The sequence below is a fragment of the Stenotrophomonas sp. 1337 genome, from assembly GCF_031455455.1.
Lineage (GTDB): Bacteria > Pseudomonadota > Gammaproteobacteria > Xanthomonadales > Xanthomonadaceae > Stenotrophomonas > Stenotrophomonas indicatrix.
In genome coordinates this window covers 107,817-127,275 of the sequence record NZ_JAVDSR010000007.1, presented here as the reverse complement: position 1 = coordinate 127,275, position 19,459 = coordinate 107,817, and the positions used below count along the sequence as shown (strand labels likewise).

Annotated in this window: 18 protein-coding genes and 1 riboswitch; of the genes, 6 read left to right on the top strand and 12 right to left on the bottom strand. The window is 66.8% G+C overall.

Annotation, left to right across the window (positions count from 1 at the left end; all coding sequences use genetic code 11):
• Positions 1-96: 96 nt before the first annotated feature.
• The 4 genes from nusB to J2X70_RS11890 all read right to left on the bottom strand — a co-directional run bounded on the left by nusB (position 97) and on the right by J2X70_RS11890 (position 2,922).
• Positions 97-576, bottom strand: a complete 480-nt coding sequence (gene nusB / locus J2X70_RS11905) for a transcription antitermination factor NusB (RefSeq protein WP_025876637.1) — start codon at positions 574-576, stop codon at positions 97-99.
• Entirely contained in the window at positions 573-1,040 is a 468-nt protein-coding gene (gene ribH / locus J2X70_RS11900; RefSeq protein WP_025876639.1) for a 6,7-dimethyl-8-ribityllumazine synthase, read from the bottom strand. The genes nusB and ribH overlap by 4 nt, the downstream gene beginning before the upstream one ends.
• A gap of 158 nt (positions 1,041-1,198) precedes the next feature.
• A complete protein-coding gene (gene ribB / locus J2X70_RS11895; protein WP_309910486.1) occupies positions 1,199-2,299 on the bottom strand; it encodes a 3,4-dihydroxy-2-butanone-4-phosphate synthase in 1,101 nt (366 codons plus the stop codon).
• Complete coding sequence (locus J2X70_RS11890; RefSeq protein ID WP_099782812.1) at positions 2,296-2,922, bottom strand: riboflavin synthase; 627 nt, start codon at positions 2,920-2,922, stop codon at positions 2,296-2,298. Before J2X70_RS11890 ends, ribB begins: the two co-directional genes overlap by 4 nt.
• A 77-nt stretch (positions 2,923-2,999) precedes the next feature.
• Positions 3,000-3,146, bottom strand: a riboswitch (FMN riboswitch).
• 242 nt (positions 3,147-3,388) lie between these two features.
• Between J2X70_RS11890 and J2X70_RS11885 the strand changes: the two genes are divergently transcribed.
• The 3 genes from J2X70_RS11885 to J2X70_RS11875 all read left to right on the top strand — a co-directional run bounded on the left by J2X70_RS11885 (position 3,389) and on the right by J2X70_RS11875 (position 5,671).
• Complete coding sequence (locus J2X70_RS11885; protein ID WP_025876645.1) at positions 3,389-4,012, top strand: outer membrane beta-barrel protein; 624 nt, start codon at positions 3,389-3,391, stop codon at positions 4,010-4,012.
• 149 nt (positions 4,013-4,161) lie between these two features.
• On the top strand, positions 4,162-5,043 hold the full coding sequence (locus J2X70_RS11880) for a hypothetical protein (RefSeq protein WP_309910483.1): 882 nt from the start codon (positions 4,162-4,164) through the stop codon (positions 5,041-5,043).
• Positions 5,030-5,671, top strand: coding sequence for a hypothetical protein (locus J2X70_RS11875; RefSeq protein ID WP_309910482.1), 642 nt, complete (start codon positions 5,030-5,032; stop codon positions 5,669-5,671). The genes J2X70_RS11880 and J2X70_RS11875 overlap by 14 nt, the downstream gene beginning before the upstream one ends.
• A gap of 70 nt (positions 5,672-5,741) precedes the next feature.
• Here the strand turns inward: J2X70_RS11875 and ribD are convergent, their stop codons facing one another.
• The 6 genes from ribD to J2X70_RS11845 form a co-directional block, all read right to left on the bottom strand.
• Entirely contained in the window at positions 5,742-6,827 is a 1,086-nt protein-coding gene (gene ribD / locus J2X70_RS11870; protein ID WP_309910480.1) for a bifunctional diaminohydroxyphosphoribosylaminopyrimidine deaminase/5-amino-6-(5-phosphoribosylamino)uracil reductase RibD, read from the bottom strand.
• 173 nt (positions 6,828-7,000) lie between these two features.
• On the bottom strand, positions 7,001-7,522 hold the full coding sequence (nrdR, locus tag J2X70_RS11865; RefSeq protein WP_025876654.1) for a transcriptional regulator NrdR: 522 nt from the start codon (positions 7,520-7,522) through the stop codon (positions 7,001-7,003).
• 94 nt (positions 7,523-7,616) lie between these two features.
• On the bottom strand, positions 7,617-8,060 hold the full coding sequence (locus tag J2X70_RS11860) for a hypothetical protein (protein ID WP_025876656.1): 444 nt from the start codon (positions 8,058-8,060) through the stop codon (positions 7,617-7,619).
• Between the two features lie 30 nt (positions 8,061-8,090).
• Positions 8,091-8,510: a hypothetical protein gene (locus tag J2X70_RS11855; protein WP_140228003.1), complete on the bottom strand. Its 420-nt coding sequence runs from the start codon at positions 8,508-8,510 to the stop codon at positions 8,091-8,093.
• A gap of 67 nt (positions 8,511-8,577) precedes the next feature.
• Positions 8,578-9,831, bottom strand: a complete 1,254-nt coding sequence (gene glyA, locus J2X70_RS11850) for a serine hydroxymethyltransferase (protein WP_088101079.1) — start codon at positions 9,829-9,831, stop codon at positions 8,578-8,580.
• Between the two features lie 184 nt (positions 9,832-10,015).
• A complete protein-coding gene (locus tag J2X70_RS11845; RefSeq protein ID WP_025876662.1) occupies positions 10,016-10,492 on the bottom strand; it encodes an RcnB family protein in 477 nt (158 codons plus the stop codon).
• Between the two features lie 252 nt (positions 10,493-10,744).
• On the opposite strand from J2X70_RS11845, the gene ettA reads away from it, so the two are divergent.
• From ettA to J2X70_RS11830, 3 genes are all read left to right on the top strand, one after another.
• Positions 10,745-12,409 (top strand): energy-dependent translational throttle protein EttA, encoded by a 1,665-nt coding sequence (gene ettA, locus J2X70_RS11840; protein WP_025876664.1) that lies wholly within the window; start codon positions 10,745-10,747, stop codon positions 12,407-12,409.
• A 245-nt stretch (positions 12,410-12,654) separates the two neighbouring features.
• Positions 12,655-13,344 (top strand): outer membrane beta-barrel protein, encoded by a 690-nt coding sequence (locus J2X70_RS11835; protein WP_025876666.1) that lies wholly within the window; start codon positions 12,655-12,657, stop codon positions 13,342-13,344.
• A gap of 63 nt (positions 13,345-13,407) precedes the next feature.
• Complete coding sequence (locus tag J2X70_RS11830; RefSeq protein WP_025876668.1) at positions 13,408-14,724, top strand: NCS2 family permease; 1,317 nt, start codon at positions 13,408-13,410, stop codon at positions 14,722-14,724.
• Between the two features lie 42 nt (positions 14,725-14,766).
• On the opposite strand, the gene bcsZ is transcribed toward J2X70_RS11830, so the two are convergent.
• Both bcsZ and bcsC read right to left on the bottom strand, forming a co-directional pair.
• A complete protein-coding gene (gene bcsZ / locus J2X70_RS11825) occupies positions 14,767-15,900 on the bottom strand; it encodes a cellulose synthase complex periplasmic endoglucanase BcsZ (protein ID WP_309910475.1) in 1,134 nt (377 codons plus the stop codon).
• Complete coding sequence (bcsC, locus tag J2X70_RS11820; RefSeq protein ID WP_309910473.1) at positions 15,884-19,459, bottom strand: cellulose synthase complex outer membrane protein BcsC; 3,576 nt, start codon at positions 19,457-19,459, stop codon at positions 15,884-15,886. The genes bcsZ and bcsC overlap by 17 nt, the downstream gene beginning before the upstream one ends.

Sequence of the window (19,459 nt, the reverse complement as noted above, 5' to 3'; positions counted from 1 at the left end):
CCGCGCCGTGCGCGGTGGGCGGTAGTGCCGGCCGCAGGCCGGCAACCTCAGAATCCCTGCAGTTGCCGGCCAGCGGCCGGCGTTACCACAGGCGGGTCAGTGACCCGATTCGACCTTGCGCCATTCCACGGCGGCACGATCCAGCACGCCGTTGACGTAGGTGTGGCCATGTTCGGAACCAAAGCGCTTGGCCGATTCGATGGCTTCGTTGATCACCACGCGGTACGGCACGTCCAGGCGGTAACGCAGTTCGTAACCGGCAAGGCGCAGCACGGCGCGTTCGATCGCGTCCACTTCGTCGATGCCACGGTCCAGGTACGGACCGAAGGCTTCGTCGATGTCGCGACGGTTGTCGAGCACGCCATGCACCAGCGCTTCGAAGTACGCCAGGTCGGCGATTTCGCGGGCCTGTTCGTGGGCGAACTGGGCGATCAGCGACTGGCCGTTGCCGCCGGAGATCTGCCAGGCATAGATGGCCTGCACGGCACGACGGCGCGCGCGCGAGCGCAGCACCGGATCGATGCCATCGCGGCGGACGGGTTTACCGGAGGGCTTGCCCTGGGTGTTCTTGTTCATGGCAGCTGCTCCAGAAGGTTGACCATTTCCAATGCGGCGAGCGCGACTTCCTCGCCCTTGTTGCCGTGGCTGCCGCCTGCGCGGGCCTCGGCATCTTCCACGCGCTCCACGGCCAGCACGCCGTTCAGCACCGGCACGCCGAAGTCCAGCTGCACGCGCATCAGGCCTTCGGCACAGCGGTCGGCCACGTGTTCGTAGTGGCGGGTGTCGCCACGGATCACGCAGCCCAGGGTGAGGATGGCGGCGTGTTCGTGGGCGGCGGCCAGGCGCGCGGCGACCAGCGGCAGCTCCCAGGCACCCGGCACGCGGATCACGTCGATGTTGGCTTCGGCAATGCCGTTGCCGGCCAGGCTCTGGCGGGCGCCAGCAACCAGCACATCGGTGATGCGGGCGTTCCAGCGGCTGGCCAGGATGGCGAAGCGCGCCGATTCGGGAGTGCGAAGATCGCCTTCGTAGTGGCTCATATGCGGCTTGGGATTCGATTAAGGGGTAATTCTACCGTGGATGGGCCCCGGCCGTGGCTGGCGGGGGCCCGGGGCGTGCCGACCAACGGTCGGCACCCACCAGCTGCAGTGGGCCGCCCCTTTGTGGGTGCCGACCGTTGGTCGGCACACCGAGCGGGTTACGGGGTGACCGTCTCCACCACTTCAAGGCCGTACCCGGCCAGTCCGATCTGGCGGCGGGGCGTGCCCAGCACGCGCAGCTTGCCCAGGCCCAGGTCGGACAGGATCTGCGCGCCGGCACCGTTGCGGCGCCACTGGCCCACATCCTTGTCCTTGCCCGGCACCACCGGCGCCGGCTGCTGGCGCAGGCGGGCCAACATCGCTTCGCCGTCGCGCGGGGCCGACAGCACTACCATCACGCCACTGCCTTCGGCGGCGATCGCGCGCAGGGCATCGGTGGCCGCCACGCCGAAGTCATCGCGGCGCCAGTGCAGCAGGTCGGCCAGCGGGTTTTCCACCTGCACGCGCACCAGGGTGGGCGTGTCCGCATCCGGGGTGCCGCGAACCAGGGCGAAATGCAGGTCGTGGGCGATGCGGTCGCGGTAGGTGACCAGCTTGAACGGGCCGAACTCGGTGTCGATATCACGCTCGTCCACGCGCTCGACGGTCTTTTCGGTGGCCAGGCGATAGGCGATCAGGTCGGCGATGGAGCCCATCTTCAGGCCGTGCTCGCGGGCGAACACTTCCAGCTCCGGGCGGCGCGCCATGCTGCCGTCCGGGTTGAGGATCTCCACCAGCACGCCGGCCGGTTCCAGCCCGGCCAGCATGGCCAGGTCGACGCCGGCTTCGGTGTGGCCGGCGCGGGTCAGCACGCCACCCGGCTGGGCGATCAGCGGGAAGATGTGGCCCGGCTGGTGCAGGTCCGACGGCTTGGCATTGGGCTTCACCGCGGTGCGGATGGTGTGCGCGCGGTCGTGTGCCGAGATGCCGGTGGTCACGCCCTCGGCCGCTTCGATGCTGACGGTGAAGTTGGTCTGGAACTGCGCGGTATTGGCCTGCACCATCGGCGCCAGGCCGAGGTCGGCGGCGCGGGTGCGGGTGAGCGGCAGGCACACCAGGCCGCGGCCATGGGTGACCATGAAGTTGATGTCGCTGGCCTTGACCAGCTCGGCGGCCATGATCAGGTCGCCTTCGTTCTCGCGGTCTTCGTCATCGACGATGACGACCATGCGACCGAGGCGGATGTCTTCCAGGATGTCGGGAATGGGGGCGAAGTTCATGGGGTATCTCCCTGTGGGTGCTGACCGTTGGTCGGCACTCCGATCAACCGCTCGACATAACGAGCGACCAGATCGATTTCCAGGTTGACCGCGCTGCCCACGCCGGTGGCGGAGAACGCGGTATTGGCCACGGTGTGCGGGATCAGCGCCACTTCAAAGCCTTCCTCGTCCACTTCGTTGACGGTGAGGCTGACACCGTCCACGCAGATCGAGCCCTTCTTGGCGATGTAACGGCGCAGGGCGGCCGGCGCGGCGAAACGCCAGCGCTGGGCACGCGCATCTTCATGGATGGACAGGACCTGGCCGAGGCCGTCGACGTGGCCGCTGACCAGATGGCCGCCGAGGCGGTCGGTCGGGCGCATGGCACGTTCGAGGTTGATGACCGCACCTTCGGCCAGTTGGCCCAGCGTGGTCAGGCCCAGGGTCTCGGTGGACGCATCGGCCTGGAAGCTGCCGGCGTCGAACGCGATGACGGTGAGGCAGACGCCGTTGATGGCGATGCTCTCGCCCATCTGCACGTTGTCGAACGGCAGGCTGCCGACGTTGAAGGTGAAGCGGACATCGCCGCCGATGGATTCGCGTGCGGCCAGACGGCCGACGCCTTCGATGATTCCAGTAAACAAGTAACGTTCTCCGCGAAAAGTGAGCGAAAAACGCCGCAAGGCAAACAGGCGGGCGCAGGGCCGCAAAGGCCCTGTGGCACCGTCTTCTTTCATCCGGACTATGACCGTCGGCTCCGGCATTGGACCGGATCTGCTGACCCCCGACGGTAAGGCCGGGGCGCTCGCGGGCTCGTGCTTGCGCACCTACCGCCGGTGGGGAATTGCACCCCGCCCTGAAGACGTTTGTGTACCGGCGAACCGGCCCGCCAAGTGTAACAGCCCGGGCTGAACGGGGCCGGATGCCCCCGGGGGTCGGATCCCTTTCCGCCGGAAGGGCTCTGACCCCACCCGGGCGCGTCCGAGCCTGTGACGGCCGTCGCTCGCATTTCGTAAAACTTTCATTAAAATCGGCGGTCGGACGACATGAGGTCGCCACGGACTGCCGCACAGGTGGGCCGCCAATGGACTGAAATTCACAGGAATTCCCATGCGCAAGATCCTGATCGTGGCCGCCCTGCTGGCCGCTGCCCCGTTCTCGGCCTCCGCCGACGCCCTGAGCTACACCTACGTCGAAGGCGGCTGGACCCAGGTCAAGACCGACGACGACGTGTTCAACGACCCGAAGGTTGATGGTGGCTACGTGCGCGGTTCGATCGCGCTGGCCGAGCAGGTGCACGTGTTCGGCGGCTGGAACTACGGCAGCAAGTCGTACGACTACGACTACGGCTCGATGAAGCTCAAGCTGAACCAGCCGGAGCTGGGCATCGGTTACCACATGCCCTTCAGCGACCGCGTCGACTACACCGCCGACATCGCCTGGGTCCGCCAGCAGGCTGAAATCACCGTCAAGGACGTGGACTACGGCCGCTTCAGCGTGAAGGACCACACCAACCTGGTGCGCGCCACCATGGGCCTGCGTGGCAAGCCTTCGCGCATGACCGAAGCCTGGATCAAGGCCGGTTACATGGACGGCGGCAACGAATTCAAGGGCACCTGGGTCGGCACCGTCGGCGGCCAGATCAACTTCACCCGGACCTGGGGCCTGGTGGGCGAGATCTCCGGCTACCGCGACGTCACCCAGTACTCGGCCGGCGTGCGCGCCAGCTTCTGATTGCCCGATCCTCGTCGTGCGATCGAACGGGTCCCGCAAGGGGCCCGTTTTTTGTTGGCCGTCGCGCGCAATATGCTTGGCTGCGGCACGCCATCGAATGCAATGACAATTGCGCTAGGCTTGCCGCCCTCTGGAACAGGAACACCGTCATGAAGACCCCGATCCGCGGCCTGCTGGCCACCGCACTGCTGTGCGCCCCGTTGTTCGCCGCGGCTGCCCCGGCGCAGCTGAGCCCCGAACAGACCTTCGATCTGTACGCACGCGCATTGCTGGAAGACGATGCCGCCGCCACGCGCACGCTAAACGATGCATTGAAGCCGGCCTTCGACGGCCAGGACTCGGTAACGCCGGTGCCGGGCATGATGGCCCAGGCGTTGGCCGAGCCGTGGCAGATCGTGCTGGACGTGGCCGGAGTGAAGGGCGATCCTGCAGCGGCGGAAGCGATGTACGCCAAGGTGCTGAAGGCCTCGCAGTGCCGTGCCACGCGCAGCACGGTGGAAGACAACGAATTCGTGGACGACCAGAAGATCGCCAAGGTCGATTTCAGCTGCCAGCTGGCCGACCTGGGCAGCGTGCAGCCGTTGTTCCTGGCCAGCCTGACGGGTGAGGACAAGGCTCCGCGCGCGCGCTTCACCGAGGCCTATACCCAGGCCCTGCAGAGTGGCCCGCGCAAGGCCATGACCGGCACCCTCACCCTGTACACCGCCAAGGACAAGAGCTACTGGTACAGCAGCAACTTCGATGATCTGGTGGGCCCGGTGCTGGATGCGCTGGCGCCGTTCGATGGCTGGATGCAGGACGTTGAAGCAGCCAAGGCACCGAAGGTGACCGGCGTGCCGGCCTGCGATCTGCTGCTGCAGCAGCACCGCAGCTGCGTGGCGAAGATCGCACCGGACCAGATCAGCGGTGTGGATGCGATGACCGAAGAGTTGAAGGCCAAGACGCAGGTGATGTCGGCCGAGGAAATGACGCAGGAGTGCAAGGCACTGCGTCCGATGGCCGAGATGATGTGGACCGATGCGTGCGCGTGAGTTCACTGCGCTGAAGCGACTGGGACTGGCTGCATTGCTGGCCCCGGTTGCGGCACTGGCGGCGCCGCCTGTGCCGACGCCCGGACACGTGTTCGAGCTGTACGCACAGGTGATCGTGCACGGCGATACCGCCGCCCAGGCCGAGCTGGGCCGCTATCTGGATACAGCCAAGGGCCCGGCGATCGCGGCGGCGCTGGCGAGCGTAAGCCACCTGGAGCAGGCGCCTGAAATGGCCGATTGGCCGCAGGCCGCCGCGGCCCTGCGCAGGCGCCAGACCTCGGTGCGATGCAATGTCGGCAGCGTGCACCATCCGCAGGCAGACATTGCCGATGTTGACTACCGTTGCCACCTGCCGGACCTGACGGCCCTGCTGCCCGTCTATCGGCAGCACCCGGTGCCATTCAACGGACCACATCCACCGCAGATGGCGAGCGAACTGGCTACGACGTATACGCAGATGATCGCGACGGCACCGGACCGGGAGAGGATCATCACCGTTTCCTTCGAGCGCGATCATGACGGCGGCGCCTGGCGCGTACAGAACCCCTCGCCGCTGATGGGCGAACTGGCCGATGCGTTCCTGCCGTTCTTCGAGTGGAACGAGCACCCGCCTGGCGAGGATCGTTGAACTGAAAAAGGGGACGGAGGGGATTACGGCGTTTTTGCCACAAACGACGTAATCCCCTCCGTCCCCTTCTTCATGGCCGCAGCAGCAACCGCAGATCCTCACCCACCTGGCGCTGGTCGACCACGCGCAGGCGGCGCTGTTGGTCCATCACGTCAATGCCGAGGTCGGCCAGCAACGGGCGGCCGCTGTCGCCCAGCAGTGTTGGCGCCTGGTACATCAGCAGTTCGTCGACCCAGCCACCACGCACCAGCGCGCCAGCCAGGGTTGCACCGGCTTCGGTGTGCACCTCGTTGATGCCGCGCTCGGCCAGCAGTGCCAACACCGCGCCCAGATCAAGGCGACCGTGGCGGACGGCTACGCTGGCAAAGGCCGCGTCGGCGGCGTCGGGCGGGCTGATCATTGCATCGTGCAGGTACAGCGTGGGCGCCCCACCCTCGCGCACACGGCTGCATTCCAGCGAGCGCAGGCGGGAATCGAGGACGACGCGCAGGGGCGGCATGACTTCAGTGTCAGCCAGGCGCACGGTCAGCATCGGGTCGTCGGCGATGACGGTGTCGGCGCCGGTGAGGATCGCGCCAGCGCGCGCGCGCCAGTGCTGCACATCTTCGCGAGCGGCGGGGCCGGTGATCCACTTCGAGCTGCCGTCGGCCATCGCGGTACGGCCATCGAGGCTGGCGGCCAGCTTCACCCGCAGCCACGGACGACCGCGCTCCACGCGCGACAGGAAGCCCTTGTTGAGTTCGCGCGCCTGCGCCGCCATCAAGCCCTCGGCGACCTCGATGCCGGCGTCGCGCAGCAGGTCGAAACCACCGCCATCGACTTTCGGGAACGGGTCGCGCATCGCCGCGACCACGCGCGACACGCCGGCTTCGATCAGCGCCAGTGCGCACGGCGGCGTGCGGCCGTAATGCGCGCAGGGTTCCAGGGTGACGTAGGCGGTGGCACCACGCGCGTCGCTGCCGGCTTCGCGCAGGGCGAACACTTCGGCATGCGGGCCGCCAGCGCGCTGGTGCCAGCCCTGCCCGACCACGCGCTCGCCATGGGCGATCACACAGCCGACCATCGGATTGGGACGGGTGGTATAGGCACCGCGCTCGGCAAGCCGCAATGCGGCAGCCATGTGCAGGTGGTCAAGAACGGTGAACGATATGCTCATGCCGCCATGGTACCGCCGTCAGCACGGTGCCAGCCAAGGCCCAGTAGATCCACGCCATGCGTGGATGGGCGGCACGGCGCCAACCAAGGTTGGCAGAGCCCAGTAGATCCACGCCATGCGTGGATGGGCGACACGGCGCCAACCAAGGTTGGCGGCTACCGAAGCAGAGGCCGTCAGCCCTTCTTTTTCTTGGTCAGGGCAATCACATCGCCCAGCAGTTGCAGCTGCTCGGTGCTGGAAGGCAGGTCGCGTTCGAGCTTCTCGATTTCCTCGCGGAAATCGGCGACATCCTCAAAGCTGCGATAGACCGAAGCGAAACGCACATAACCGACATGGTCAAGCTTGCGCAGTTCGTTCATCACGAACTCGCCCACTTTGATCGACGGCACTTCGCGTTCGCCGCTGATGCGCAGCTGATGCACCACTGCGCGCACCGCCGCTTCAATCTTCTCTTCCGGCACCGCACGCTTCTGCAGCGCGCGGTCAAAGCCGGCGCGGACCTTGCGGGCATCGAAGGCTTCACGGGTGCCATCGCTCTTGACGATGGCCGGCAGCTTCAGTTCAACGGTTTCCAGCGTACTGAAGCGCTCGTTGCACGCCTCGCACTCACGCCGACGGCGAATCGTCGCGCCGTCTTCGGAGACGCGCGAGTCGATGACCCGTGTATCGGCATGCTGGCAGAAGGGGCAATGCATTGAACGCCTGGCTCAGGGAAATACCTGCTGCCACGGTCGTGGTAGCGTCGCAACGGTACCTGAGAAGGGGTTTTGCAGCAAATGCAGGCGGCAATCAGCCTTGTCCGGCAAGGCCCGGAGCGCGACGCAACCACACCAGATGCGCAGCCGGCACCAGCAGCGGCACGCCCAGCACCAGATAGCCCAGTACCTGCCAGGGGCTGCCGGCAAACAAGCTGAAAAGCACCACGCCGATCACCGCCAGCGCCGCCATGGCGCCCAGCGCCAAGCCGATCCAGGGAATACGGGCGGTGCGCCGCAGGCCATCGCGCCCTAGCCGCAGGTAGCGGATGCTGAGCCACAACCAGGCCAGCAAGCCGATCACACCCGCCAGCGCCCACAGCAACAGCACCGCCCCTTCGTCGCCGCGCATCAGGCCGTGGCGCGTCAGGAAGGTGTAGATACCGAAGCCGGCGACGCCGCCACCGGCCACCAGTGCAGGCAACCCCAGCAGCAGGCATTGGGCGATATACAGGCGTTTGTGCAGGCGCTCATCCATGCGTTCGAATCTCCTTGCTGGCCGCTTGCTTCACGTGCATGGTCGCAGCCACAACAGCATGGCGGCCGGGACCAGCATCGACGGCCCCAGCAGCAGCAGTCCGAAGCCTTCGGCGTGAACCTTGACGCTCCACCACGCCGCCAGCCCCAGCGGCGGCAAGGCGGCCAGACCTCCGGCCAGCAACATCCACCACCAGACCGGCCGCACCCGCAGGCCGGCACGTCCGTGCATCAGGTAACCCGCACTGAGCCACAGCCAGGCCAGGCAGCCGGCCAGGCCGGCCAGGCCCCACAGCGGCATCAGCGTCACCGATGCCAGGGTGCCGTGACCAAACTGGCCCAGGCCCATCAACAGCAGCAGCATCGCTGCGGCCCCGCCGCCTACCAGGCTGGGCAGGCCGAAGAGCACAGCCAAGGCTGCATAGAGATACCTGAGGCGGCGCTCATCCATGCGCGGGTACTCCGGTGCCGGGGTCAGAACCCTTCCCACAGGGAAGGGCTCCGACCCCAGTGCCCGATCAACCGTAGACCGGGTACTTGCGGCACTGCGCGCTGACCGCATCACGCACGCGGGCGATCACGGCCTCATCGGCCGGGGCGTCGAGCACGTCGGCGATCCAGTTGGCCAGGTCCACGCAGTCCTGTTCCAGGTAACCGCGGGTGGTCACCGCCGGGGTGCCCAGGCGCAGGCCCGAGGTCACGAACGGCGAACGCGGGTCGTTCGGCACCGAGTTCTTGTTGACGGTGATATGGGCCTTGCCCAGTGCGGCTTCCGCGTCCTTGCCGGACACGTCCTTGCCGATCATGTCGACCAGCATCAGGTGGTTCTGGGTGCCACCGGAGACGATCTTGTAGCCGCGTGCGATGAGCGTGTTGGCCATCGCCTGCGCGTTCTTCACCACCTGCTGCTGGTAGGTCTTGAAGCCCGGCTCCAGCGCTTCCTTGAAGGCCACGGCCTTGCCGGCGATGACGTGCATCAGCGGACCGCCCTGGATGCCCGGGAACACGATCGACTGCAGCTTCTTGACCAGGTCTTCGTCGGCGCCCTTGGCGACGATGATGCCGCCGCGCGGGCCGCGCAGGGTCTTGTGGGTGGTCGAGGTGACCACGTGCGCATGTTCCAGCGGGCTCGGGTAGACGCCAGCAGCAACCAGGCCGGCGACGTGCGCCATGTCGACGAACAGGTAGGCACCGACCTTGTCGGCGATGGCGCGGAAGCGCGCCCAGTCGATCACCTGCGAGTAGGCCGAGAAGCCGGCCACGACCATCTTCGGCTTGTGCTCCAGGGCCAGGCGCTCGACTTCGTCGTAATCGATCAGGCCCTGGTCGTTGACGCCGTACTGCACGGCGTTGAACAGCTTGCCCGAGGCGTTGACCTTGGCACCGTGGGTGAGGTGGCCGCCGTGGGCCAGGCTCATGCCGAGGATGGTGTCGCCCGGCTGCAGCAGCGCGAAGTACACGGCCTGGTTGGCCTGCGAACCGCTGTGCGGCTGCACGTTGGCGTAGTCGGCACCGAACAGCTGCTTGAGGCGGTCGATCGCCAGCTGTTCGGCGATGTCCACGTACTCGCAGCCGCCGTAGTAGCGCTTGCCCGGGTAGCCTTCGGCGTACTTGTTTGTCAGCTGGCTGCCCTGGGCTTCCATCACCGCCGGGCTGGTGTAGTTCTCGCTGGCGATCAGCTCGACGTGGTCTTCCTGGCGCTGGGTTTCGGCGGCGATGGCCTTGGCCAGTTCGGGATCGTAGGTTTCGATGCGGACGTCACGCGGGAACATCGGTTACTCCAGCAGGCGGGGAAAGGGATGCGGCTCAGCCCTTGATTGTAGCCCCGCCCCGGCCTGCTGGGGCCGAAACGACCGGGGCCGGATTCGACGAACGAATCCGGCCCCGTATGGTGTCGAATGGCGGTGTGGGGTCAGAGCCCTTTCCGTTGGAAAGGGATCCGACCCTGGCGCTGCATCAACGGTTGTTGATGATGTAGTCGGCGATGATGCCGGTTGCCACGGCCACCAGCAGCATGTTGCCGCGGTCATCGCGGATCCAGTGGTGGCCGGACGGCGGGCGGCGCAGGTGGTAGCGCGGGTAGTCGTTCACCACGTAGATCGGGCCGCGGTAGTAATCGCGATAGCGGTGGCCGCGCTGCCAGCCATAGCCATAGCCGGGCCGGTAGCCCGGGCTGTAGACCACGCGCGGCGGCGGCGGTGCCGGGCGGTAGTAGCCATGGTCGTAGCGGCGGTCGTGGCGGTAGTCACGGCGCGCTTCGCGGCGGTCGCGTTCCCAGTCGCGACGGTCGTGGCGCCACTCGCGGCGATCTTCGCGCCATTCACGGCGGTCATGGTCGCGACCACGGTGGTCGTTGTCGGCGAAGGCCGGGGCGATGGCGCCCAGCGCCAGTACAGAGGCCACGGCGCCGGCCATGAGTCGATGGATGTGCATGGGAGACCTCTGCTGGGTGGGTGGTGAGCCCATATTGCGCATTCGATCTGAACGGTTTCCGGCTGGAAACGCTTCCCGCTGCGGGACTGTGACGGCCCATTCAGTCCTCGGCCAGCCCCGGGCGCTGCGGACGGCGCGGGGCGTAAGCGGTTCCGGCTATAATTGGGGGTATTCCATTCAGTCTGTGCCCGCTGCCGCAACGGGAAGTTCCCCGTGACGGACCGGGCGCAGGGTCGCGCCTACGGAGACCTCATGTCCTCGCAATACATCTACACCATGAACCGCGTGTCCAAGGTGGTCCCGCCCAAGCGGCAGATCATCAAGGACATCTCGCTGTCCTTCTTCCCGGGCGCGAAGATCGGCCTGCTGGGCCTGAACGGCGCCGGCAAGTCCACCGTGCTGAAGATCATGGCCGGCGTGGACACCGATTTCGAGGGCGAAGCCCGTCCGCAGGCCGGCATCAAGGTTGGCTACCTGGCGCAGGAACCGGAGCTGGACCCGACCAAGACCGTGCGTGAAGCGGTTGAAGAAGGCGTGGGCGAAGTGCTGCAGGCACAGGCTGCGCTGGACGCGGTCTACGCCGCCTATGCCGAAGAAGGCGCCGATTTCGACGCGCTGGCCAAGGAACAGGAGCGCCTGGAGGCGATCCTCGCCGCCGGCGATGCGCACACGCTGGAAAACCAGCTGGACGTGGCCGCCGATGCGCTGCGCCTGCCGCCGTGGGATGCCATCGTCGGCAAGCTGTCCGGTGGTGAAAAGCGCCGTGTGGCGCTGTGCCGCCTGCTGCTGCAGAAGCCGGACATGCTGCTGCTCGACGAACCGACCAACCACCTCGACGCCGAGTCGGTGGAATGGCTGGAACAGTTCCTGGCGCGCTACACCGGCACCGTCGTGGCGGTCACCCATGATCGCTACTTCCTGGACAACGCCGCCGAGTGGATCCTGGAACTGGACCGTGGCCGCGGCATTCCGTGGAAGGGCAACTACACCGACTGGCTGACCCAGAAGGATGAGCGCCTGAAGCAGGAAGACAACCAGGAAAAGGCTCGCCAGAAGGCGATCCAGAAGGAACTGGAGTGGTCGCGCCAGAACGCCAAGGGCGGCCGCACCAAGGGCAAGGCCCGTCTGGCCCGCCTGGAAGAGCTGCAGTCGGTCGATTACCAGAAGCGCAACGAGACCAATGAAATCTTCATCCCGCCGGGCGAGCGCCTGGGCCAGGCGGTGATGGAATTCAAGAACGTCTCCAAGAAGTTCGGCGACCGCCTGCTGTTCGACAACCTGAACTTCCTGGTGCCCTCGGGCGCCATCGTCGGCATCATCGGCCCCAACGGTGCCGGTAAGTCGACCCTGTTCAAGATGATCACCGGCCAGGAAAAGCCGGACACCGGCGAGATCGTGGTCGGCCCGACCGTGCAGCTGTCCTACGTGGACCAGAGCCGCGACGCGCTGGAAGGCAACCACAGCGTGTTCCAGGAAATCGCGGGCGGCCTGGACATCCTCAACATCAACGGCATCGAGATCCAGTCGCGCGCCTATATCGGCCGCTTCAACTTCAAGGGCCAGGACCAGCAGAAGATGGTCGGTTCGCTGTCCGGTGGTGAGCGTGGCCGCCTGCACATGGCCAAGACCCTGCTGCAGGGTGGCAACGTGCTGCTGCTCGACGAACCGTCCAACGATCTGGACATCGAAACCCTGCGTGCGCTGGAAGATGCGCTGCTGGAGTTCCCGGGCAACACGTTCGTCATTTCGCATGACCGCTGGTTCCTGGATCGCATCGCGACCCACATCCTGGCGTTCGAAGGCGATTCGCACGTGGAGTTCTTCCAGGGCAACTACCGCGAGTACGAAGAAGACAAGCGCCGCCGCATGGGCGACGACGCTGCGCCGAAGCGCCTGCGCTTCAAGGCGCTGAAGTAAGCAAGAACGAAAGGCCGCGCTCGCGCGGCCTTTCGCCTTTCATGGGCTGCAATCGATTTTTATTGACGCTTTTGACCCTTTCGCGACGCGCTTCAACGCCACCCGGCTGAAGGCTGCACGTGTAAAGCAGTGTTGATTCCTTGTCGCACACGGCATCCTCCGTACTTTGCAACTCGTTGTATGTTCCCGGCCCAACGCTTCGGTTTTCCTACGCACCCGATTCATCCCCCTCGTAGGAAAACACCATGAAAGCACTGATCTCCACCACGGCAGCGCTGCTGCTGTCGGGCACTGCCGCGGCCGCGCCGGCGAACTGGGAAGGCATCTACCTGGGTGCCCATGCCAGCCATGGCGAAGGCCACAGCCAGGACCGCAGCAATGCCAATGCCTCTGAAAAGAGCATCCGCGGCTTTGCTGGCGGGCTGCAGGCCGGCCGCAACTGGCAGTTCGACAACAATGTGGTTGCCGGGATCGAAGGCACCCTTTCCTTCGGCAACATCACCCAGGAGTGGAAGGACCGCGACAACCACCAGTACAGCCCCTACTACGGCAAGGATGCGGTGACCCGTTCGGGCGCAGTCAACCTGACGCTGGGTTACGCGGCGGGCCAGTGGCTTCCGTACGTCAGCGCCGGCGTGAGCGTGGCCCGCCAGGAGTTTTCGCTGGGCTGCGACAAGTCGCTGGTGGAGGCCACCAACGGCTGCCGCGTGGCCGAATTCGAAACCCGCGCGTCCCATGTATCCACCGGCGCGAACGTCGGCGCAGGCGTGCTGTACCGCTTCAGCGACCAGCTTTCGGCGGGTGCGGAGTACCGTTACACCCATCTGGGCTCCAGCCCGGTTTACCTGGAAGATCCCAACTACCCGGCTGCGGCGCGACGCAGCTTCCATACCAACTACAGCAGCGTTACGCTGAAGTTGAACTACCACTTCTAACCGCCTGGCGACGCACCCGCCGGTCCTTCGGGCGGCAGGGCGTGCAGGTACGAGAGATCTGCGATGTCCCTGTTCGAACGCCTGTTCCAGCTGCAGCAGCACGGCACCACCGTGCGCACCGAACTGCTGGCCGGTGTCACCACCTTCCTGACGATGTCCTACATCGTCTTCGTCAATCCCGAGATCCTGGGCACCACCGGCATGGATGCTGGGGCGGTGTTCGTGGCCACCTGCCTGGCCGCGGCGCTGGGCTCGGTGGTGATGGCGCTGGCGGCCAACTTCCCGGTGGGCATGGCGCCGGGCATGGGCTTGAATGCGTTCTTCGCCTTCACCGTGGTCGGCGCTGCCGGGCTGCCCTGGCAGCAGGCGCTGGCGGCGGTGTTCATTTCGGGCCTGGTGTTCCTGGTGCTGTCGCTGACTGGCGTGCGCGCGTGGCTGGTGTCGGGCATTCCGGCGTCGTTGCGGTCGGCGATCGTGGCCGGCATCGGCCTGTTCCTGGCCATCATCGCGCTGCAGAAATCCGGCGTGATCATCGGCAACGAGGACACGCTGGTGGCGCTGGGCCCGCTCAATACCGCGCCGCCGCTGCTGGCACTGGGCGGCTTCCTGCTGATCGCGATCCTGGAGGCGCGGCGTGTGCGCGGTGCGATCCTGATCGGCATCCTGGCGGTGACCGCGGCCGGCTGGGCGTTGGGCGATCTGCAGTACCACGGGCTGGTGTCGTTGCCGCCGAGCCTGGCGCCGACCTTCCTGCAGCTGGACCTGCCCGGCCTGCTGCACCACAACGGCGGCGCGCCGATCGCCGTGCTGCTGCAGGTGGTGCTGGTGTTCGTGCTGGTGGAAGTGTTCGATGCCACCGGCACGTTGTATGGCGTGGTCGGCCGTGCCGGCCTGCTGAAACTGCCGGGTGCGCAGAAGCGGTTCGGCCGCGCGCTGCTGGCCGACAGCACGGCGATTGTGGCCGGCTCGCTGCTGGGCACCAGCAGCACCACCGCCTTCGCCGAAAGCGCCTCTGGCGTGCAGGTGGGTGGCCGTACCGGTTTGACCGCTCTGGTGGTGGCTGCGTTGTTCCTGGCCGCGCTGTTGTTCTCGCCGCTGGCGGCGATGGTGCCCGGCTATGCCACCGCGCCGGCGCTGCTGTTCGTGGCCGGACTGATGCTGCGCGAACTGGTGGAAGTGGACTGGAGCGACCTGACCGAATCCGTACCCGCCGCGCTGTGTGCGCTGGCGATGCCGTTCACCTATTCCATCGCCAACGGCCTGGCGTTCGGCTTCATTGCCTATGCCGCGCTGAAGGCCGGCACCGGCCGCTGGCGCGAGGTGCATCCGGCAGTGTGGCTGGTGGCGGTGTTGTTCGTGCTGCGTTACGCGCTGGAGTGATCACCTGTTGATGGGCCCGCCGGGCATCGCCCGGCCGTTGCATCACCAGCGCGGCTGCAGGCGTCCGTCGGCAGCGAAACGCCAGCGGCCTTCCGCCCAGCCGCGACCGAACAGGGTGAGCATCTGCGAATAGTACGCGGGCTCGCCAGCACGCTGCTGTTCGGCGCTGGGCAGGCTTTCAAGCAGCACCGCGGCGCGGGATGTTTCACCCTGTGCCAGCAGGTAGGGCAGCAGTGCGGCACGGAAACCGTAGTTGCCCTCGCCCTGCCCTTTGCCGGTACGCGTGTCGATTTTCTCCCACATCGGCGCACCGCTGCGCAGGCGCTGCAGAGGGCCGGACAGAGCGGTGAGCTGGCGACGGAACAAGGGATCGCGCGGCGCAGTCATGCCGGCCCAGGTGTAACAGCGGATGGCGTCGTAGCCACCCACAGCCCCTTTCACCGGATCGACGATGAAGCTGCCGTCCTTCCACGCGGCCCAGTCCGGCGCGAACCCATGCGGACTGGTCTGCTGCAGCAGGGCCACGGTGTTGTCGGCCAGCGCCTGCCAGGGGCCGCTGCGATCAACCGATGCGAATCGCCGCAGCAACGGCAGCGGCAGGTAGCTCGGATTGACCCGGGTGGCGCCGTCTTCGATGAATCCCTGCGGCCCCGGCAGCAGCATCGGCCCCAGCGTGGGTATCTGCACGATTTCGCGCGCGCGCACCTGTGCCAGCATGCCTTCGGCGATGGCCTGCAGCGCGGGGCGGCGCCACAGGCGTGCAGCTTCCAGCAGTGCGTAGGCGAGCCACAGGTCCGAATCGGATGCAGGATTGTCGTCCAGCAGGCGCCAGCCTTCCTTGCCCTGCCCCCACAACCAGCCTGGCAGGCGCGCGGCCATGTCACCGCCTGCGAGATTGTCCTGCGTCCAGGCCAGGATGCGGTCGAACAGTGCAGGATCGTTGTCGACCAGCGCGAAGAACAGTGCATAGGACTGGCCCTCCGATGTGCTGCGCTGATCCTCCTGGCTGCGGTCGATCATGCGCCCATCGCGGCTCAGGCTGCTGTCCTGCAGCACCTGCCAGGCCGGCCAACGCGATGCTGTGGTGGCCGCGCGAACGCCGGCGCTGCCCAGCAGCGGCAGCAGGACTGTCGCCTGCAGCAGACGGCGGCGTTGCAGGTCAGCGGAATTCGCCATACGGCACCAGCGGAGAGACGGGCAACGGCAGGTTGCCCTGCCACGGTTTGAAGGAATAGCGCAGGTACAACTGGAACGTGTTCGGCGAAAAATCGCGGCTGCGCTGGAGGGTACCGGCCGCACCCAGCACGACGTGATCACCCACGCGCCGCTCTACTGCCGCGTACAGGCGATAGCCCGTACCGGTACTGCTGCCATCGGTGGTGTACAGGCCATCCGGGTCCAGTTGCAGCGGACCGTACTGCGGTTCCAGCTGTGCGATCACGCGCTGGATGAGGGCCTCGTCGGGGAAGCGGCTGATCGAGCGGGTGCGTGCATTGGAGACGCTGACCGAACCATCAACGCGCACCGACCAGTCGTCGTTGCGCCAGGCGAAGCCCACCGGAAGGCTCAGCGACGCATAGCGCTGCGGGCTGTAGTAGCCGCCCTGACCCAGCGAATAGCCGCCCAGGTCCTTCTGGTAGCGCCAATACATCGCGGTGGTTCCCACATCCAGGCGCATGTCCGGGCGTTGGATCAGCTTGTGGTACCAGCCAACCATCGCCCGCGCGCGGGTGTTGTCCACCACGTTGTGACCGGTCAGCTGGTGCCAGCTCCAGTTCGACCACACGCCGTTGCGTCCACCTTCGTCATAGCCGAGGCTGACGGTCACGCCATTGGCGGTGACACCGCCCCAGGCAATGCCACTGCGTGGATCGATCGCACCAGCCTGCGACAGCAGCGAATTGGTCATCGGCCGCCGCGATACGGTCGCTCCCCAGCCCAGCCGGCCGAGGTCACCATTGAAAGTGACGCCGCCCAGCCAGTTGCCCACCACGTAGTTGGACGGCGAATGGCCGATATCAAAATTCCAGCGATCATCCAGGGTGCGCCAGCCCACGGCAAAGCCGGCACCCGAACTGCGCCGCTGGTGTACGTAGCGGGTGCAGCCCGGCGCCTGCAGCTGCGTGCCGTCGGCCTGCAGCAGGCCCAGGTCGCAGCTGCCGAAATCGTCGCTGTAGGCGCCGTCGGCATCGGTCTGGAAACGGCCTGCATCGAAATGCACCTGTTCAATGCGCGCCCAGCCCAGGCCACCGGCGAACGGTGCATCAAGATGGGCGATGCGGGTATCGCGTGCAAGTTTCGAGATGCCAGGCGTGCCGTCGCTGCGACGGCCGGAATCCTGCATCACGGTCAGCGTCGGATTTTCCTGCTGGTACAGGGTTTCCACGTCGCTGCGCAGGCTGCGCCGCAACCAGTCGTCGCTGGCGGTTTCGCGGCTGGCCAGGGTCAACGCGCGGTTGTCACGTGGCTGCGCCTGCGACGGTGCGATCAAGCCATTGTCGGCCATCGCCCGTGCGTACATGTCCAGCGCCTGCTGCGGATCTTCGCGCCGTACAAGACGCGCCGCATCGCGCCAGGACTGGGCGTCCGGTCCGCTCTTGCGGGCAAGCAGCGCGCGCAGGATCTGCAGCGCCTTGGCGTCTTCATGCAGGTCGGTCCAGATGGTCGCCAACTGGCGTTGCTGGCCGATCGCATCATCGGCCACCACGGGGGGCGCGTCGTGCATCTGCCGACGGGCACTGGCCAGGTCGCCGGTGCCGATCCAGGCCTGCAGCTGGCCCAACTGCGCATCGAGATTGTCCGGTTGCACCGCCAGCACCTGCTGGTAGTAGTGCAGCGCCTGTGCATGATCATCACGCAGGCGCGCCCACTCGGCCAGGATCAGCTGGTTGTCCGCGCTGGGCGGCTGTTGCTGCAGCAGGGCAATGGCTTCTGCTTCCCGGCCTTGCGCGCGCAGCTCCCACAGATGATCGATCAGCTGCTGGCGCTGCAGGCGTTCTGACAAGGCGCGCATGTCATCGTCCCACTGCGCGCGCGGCACGCCTTCAAGCACGGCCAGCGCCTGTGGCAGGCGATCGGAACCGGACAGGTACAGCGCCTGCGCGTAACGCGCTTCGATGCCGGCATTGCGCGTGGCCATATCGGCAACCACCGCATCTGCTTCATCCAGCTTGCCGGCCGTCCGCAGTTCATTGCCCAGCGCATACGCCAGCCAGGCATCGCCGGGCAGTTCGCGGCGCAGCTCACGCCCCAACGTGATGGCCGCATCGGCATCACCAGCGGCCAACGCCTGCTCACGACGCTCACGCAGCCGGCTGATCTGCAGCTGGCGCAGGTCTTCGGCGTACAGGGTGCGCTGCGCTGCAGGCAAGGCGTTGATGAAGGATTCCAGACGCTGCGGGTCGGTACGGCCATACAGCTGCACCAGCTTGCGGATCACATTGGCATCGCGCGGGGCGATCCGTCGCGCGGCCTGCAGCTGCCGCTCGGCGGCCTCATCGTCGCCACGCGCCACCGCGACATCAACCAGGCCGAGGATGGCGTTTATCTCGCGCGGCTGCTGCCGGCGCGCCTGCGAATACAGTGCCTGAGCATCATCGAGCCTGGCAGCGGCCAGCGCGGTGTCGGCCTGGTCCAGCAGCAGCCAATAGCGGGTGCTGGTGATCAGGTCGCGCCATCTGTCGCTGGTATCACCCGCGGGTGTGGCCTGCACGGCACGCTGGAAATAGGCGATGGCCTGCTCGCGGCGCCCCTGCCGCATCAGGGCCATGCCCAGCCCACCGAGGAACTCCGCTTCGCGCGGATAGCCGCGCAGCGATTGCAGGAATGCGCGCTCGGCCTCTGCATTGCGACCGGCGTCGAGCAGTTGCTGGCCACGCAGGCCTGCGCGCCAGGAGGGATCGCTTACCCGCTTGTGCTGTTCGGCATAGCGTTCGCGCACCAGCGCAATGTCGCTGAAGGTGGGGTTGCGGGTGATGAACTCCTGCAGGCGGCGCACGTTGCGCTCGTCGGCAGGCTGGTCCTGCAGGTAGCCCCATTCGGCATCGGCCGCCAGCGCGCGCGCTTCCGGATTGCGCCCCATGCGCTGCAGCGCCGCCAGCGCATCGGCATCACGCCCGGCTGCGAACAACAGCTGCGACAGTGTCTGCAACAGGGTGGTGTTGCCGGGGTAACTGCGGTCCAGCGCGGTCAGTTCGCGGATTGCGGCATCGCGCCCGCTGGCCTGCGTGCCGCGCAGGCGCCAGTACTCCAGGCCCAGCTGCAGCCCCGGTGGATCGTCGTTGAACAGACGGCGGTAGATCAGCAACGCTTCCTCGCTGCGACCACCGGCGGCGAACAGCCGTGCCTGCTGCAGTTCCTGCTGCAGGTCGCCGCGATAGGCGCGCCACAGGCGCTCACCGGCGGCCAGTTCGCGGCTGCCGGCGCCGAGCTGGCGCAGCCGTTGCAGGGTCGCATCGGCATCTTCCATCTTCTGCTGCGACAGCTGCACTTCCAGGATCGCCACCAGGGTGCTGCGGTCGTCCGGTGCGAGCATGCGCAGCCGGGCCAGGGCATCTTCGATCAGCCCCTGACGGCCGCTGGCCTCGCCGATGCGCACCTGCTGCAGCAGCCATTGCCGCTGCTCGGCGACAGTGCCGCCGGGCGTGGCTGGCAGCGCCTGCGCCGCGCACGGGCCCGCCAGCCCGATCAGGACCAGGCCGGAGGCGGCGACCAGCGACGGCGGCGTACGCACCAT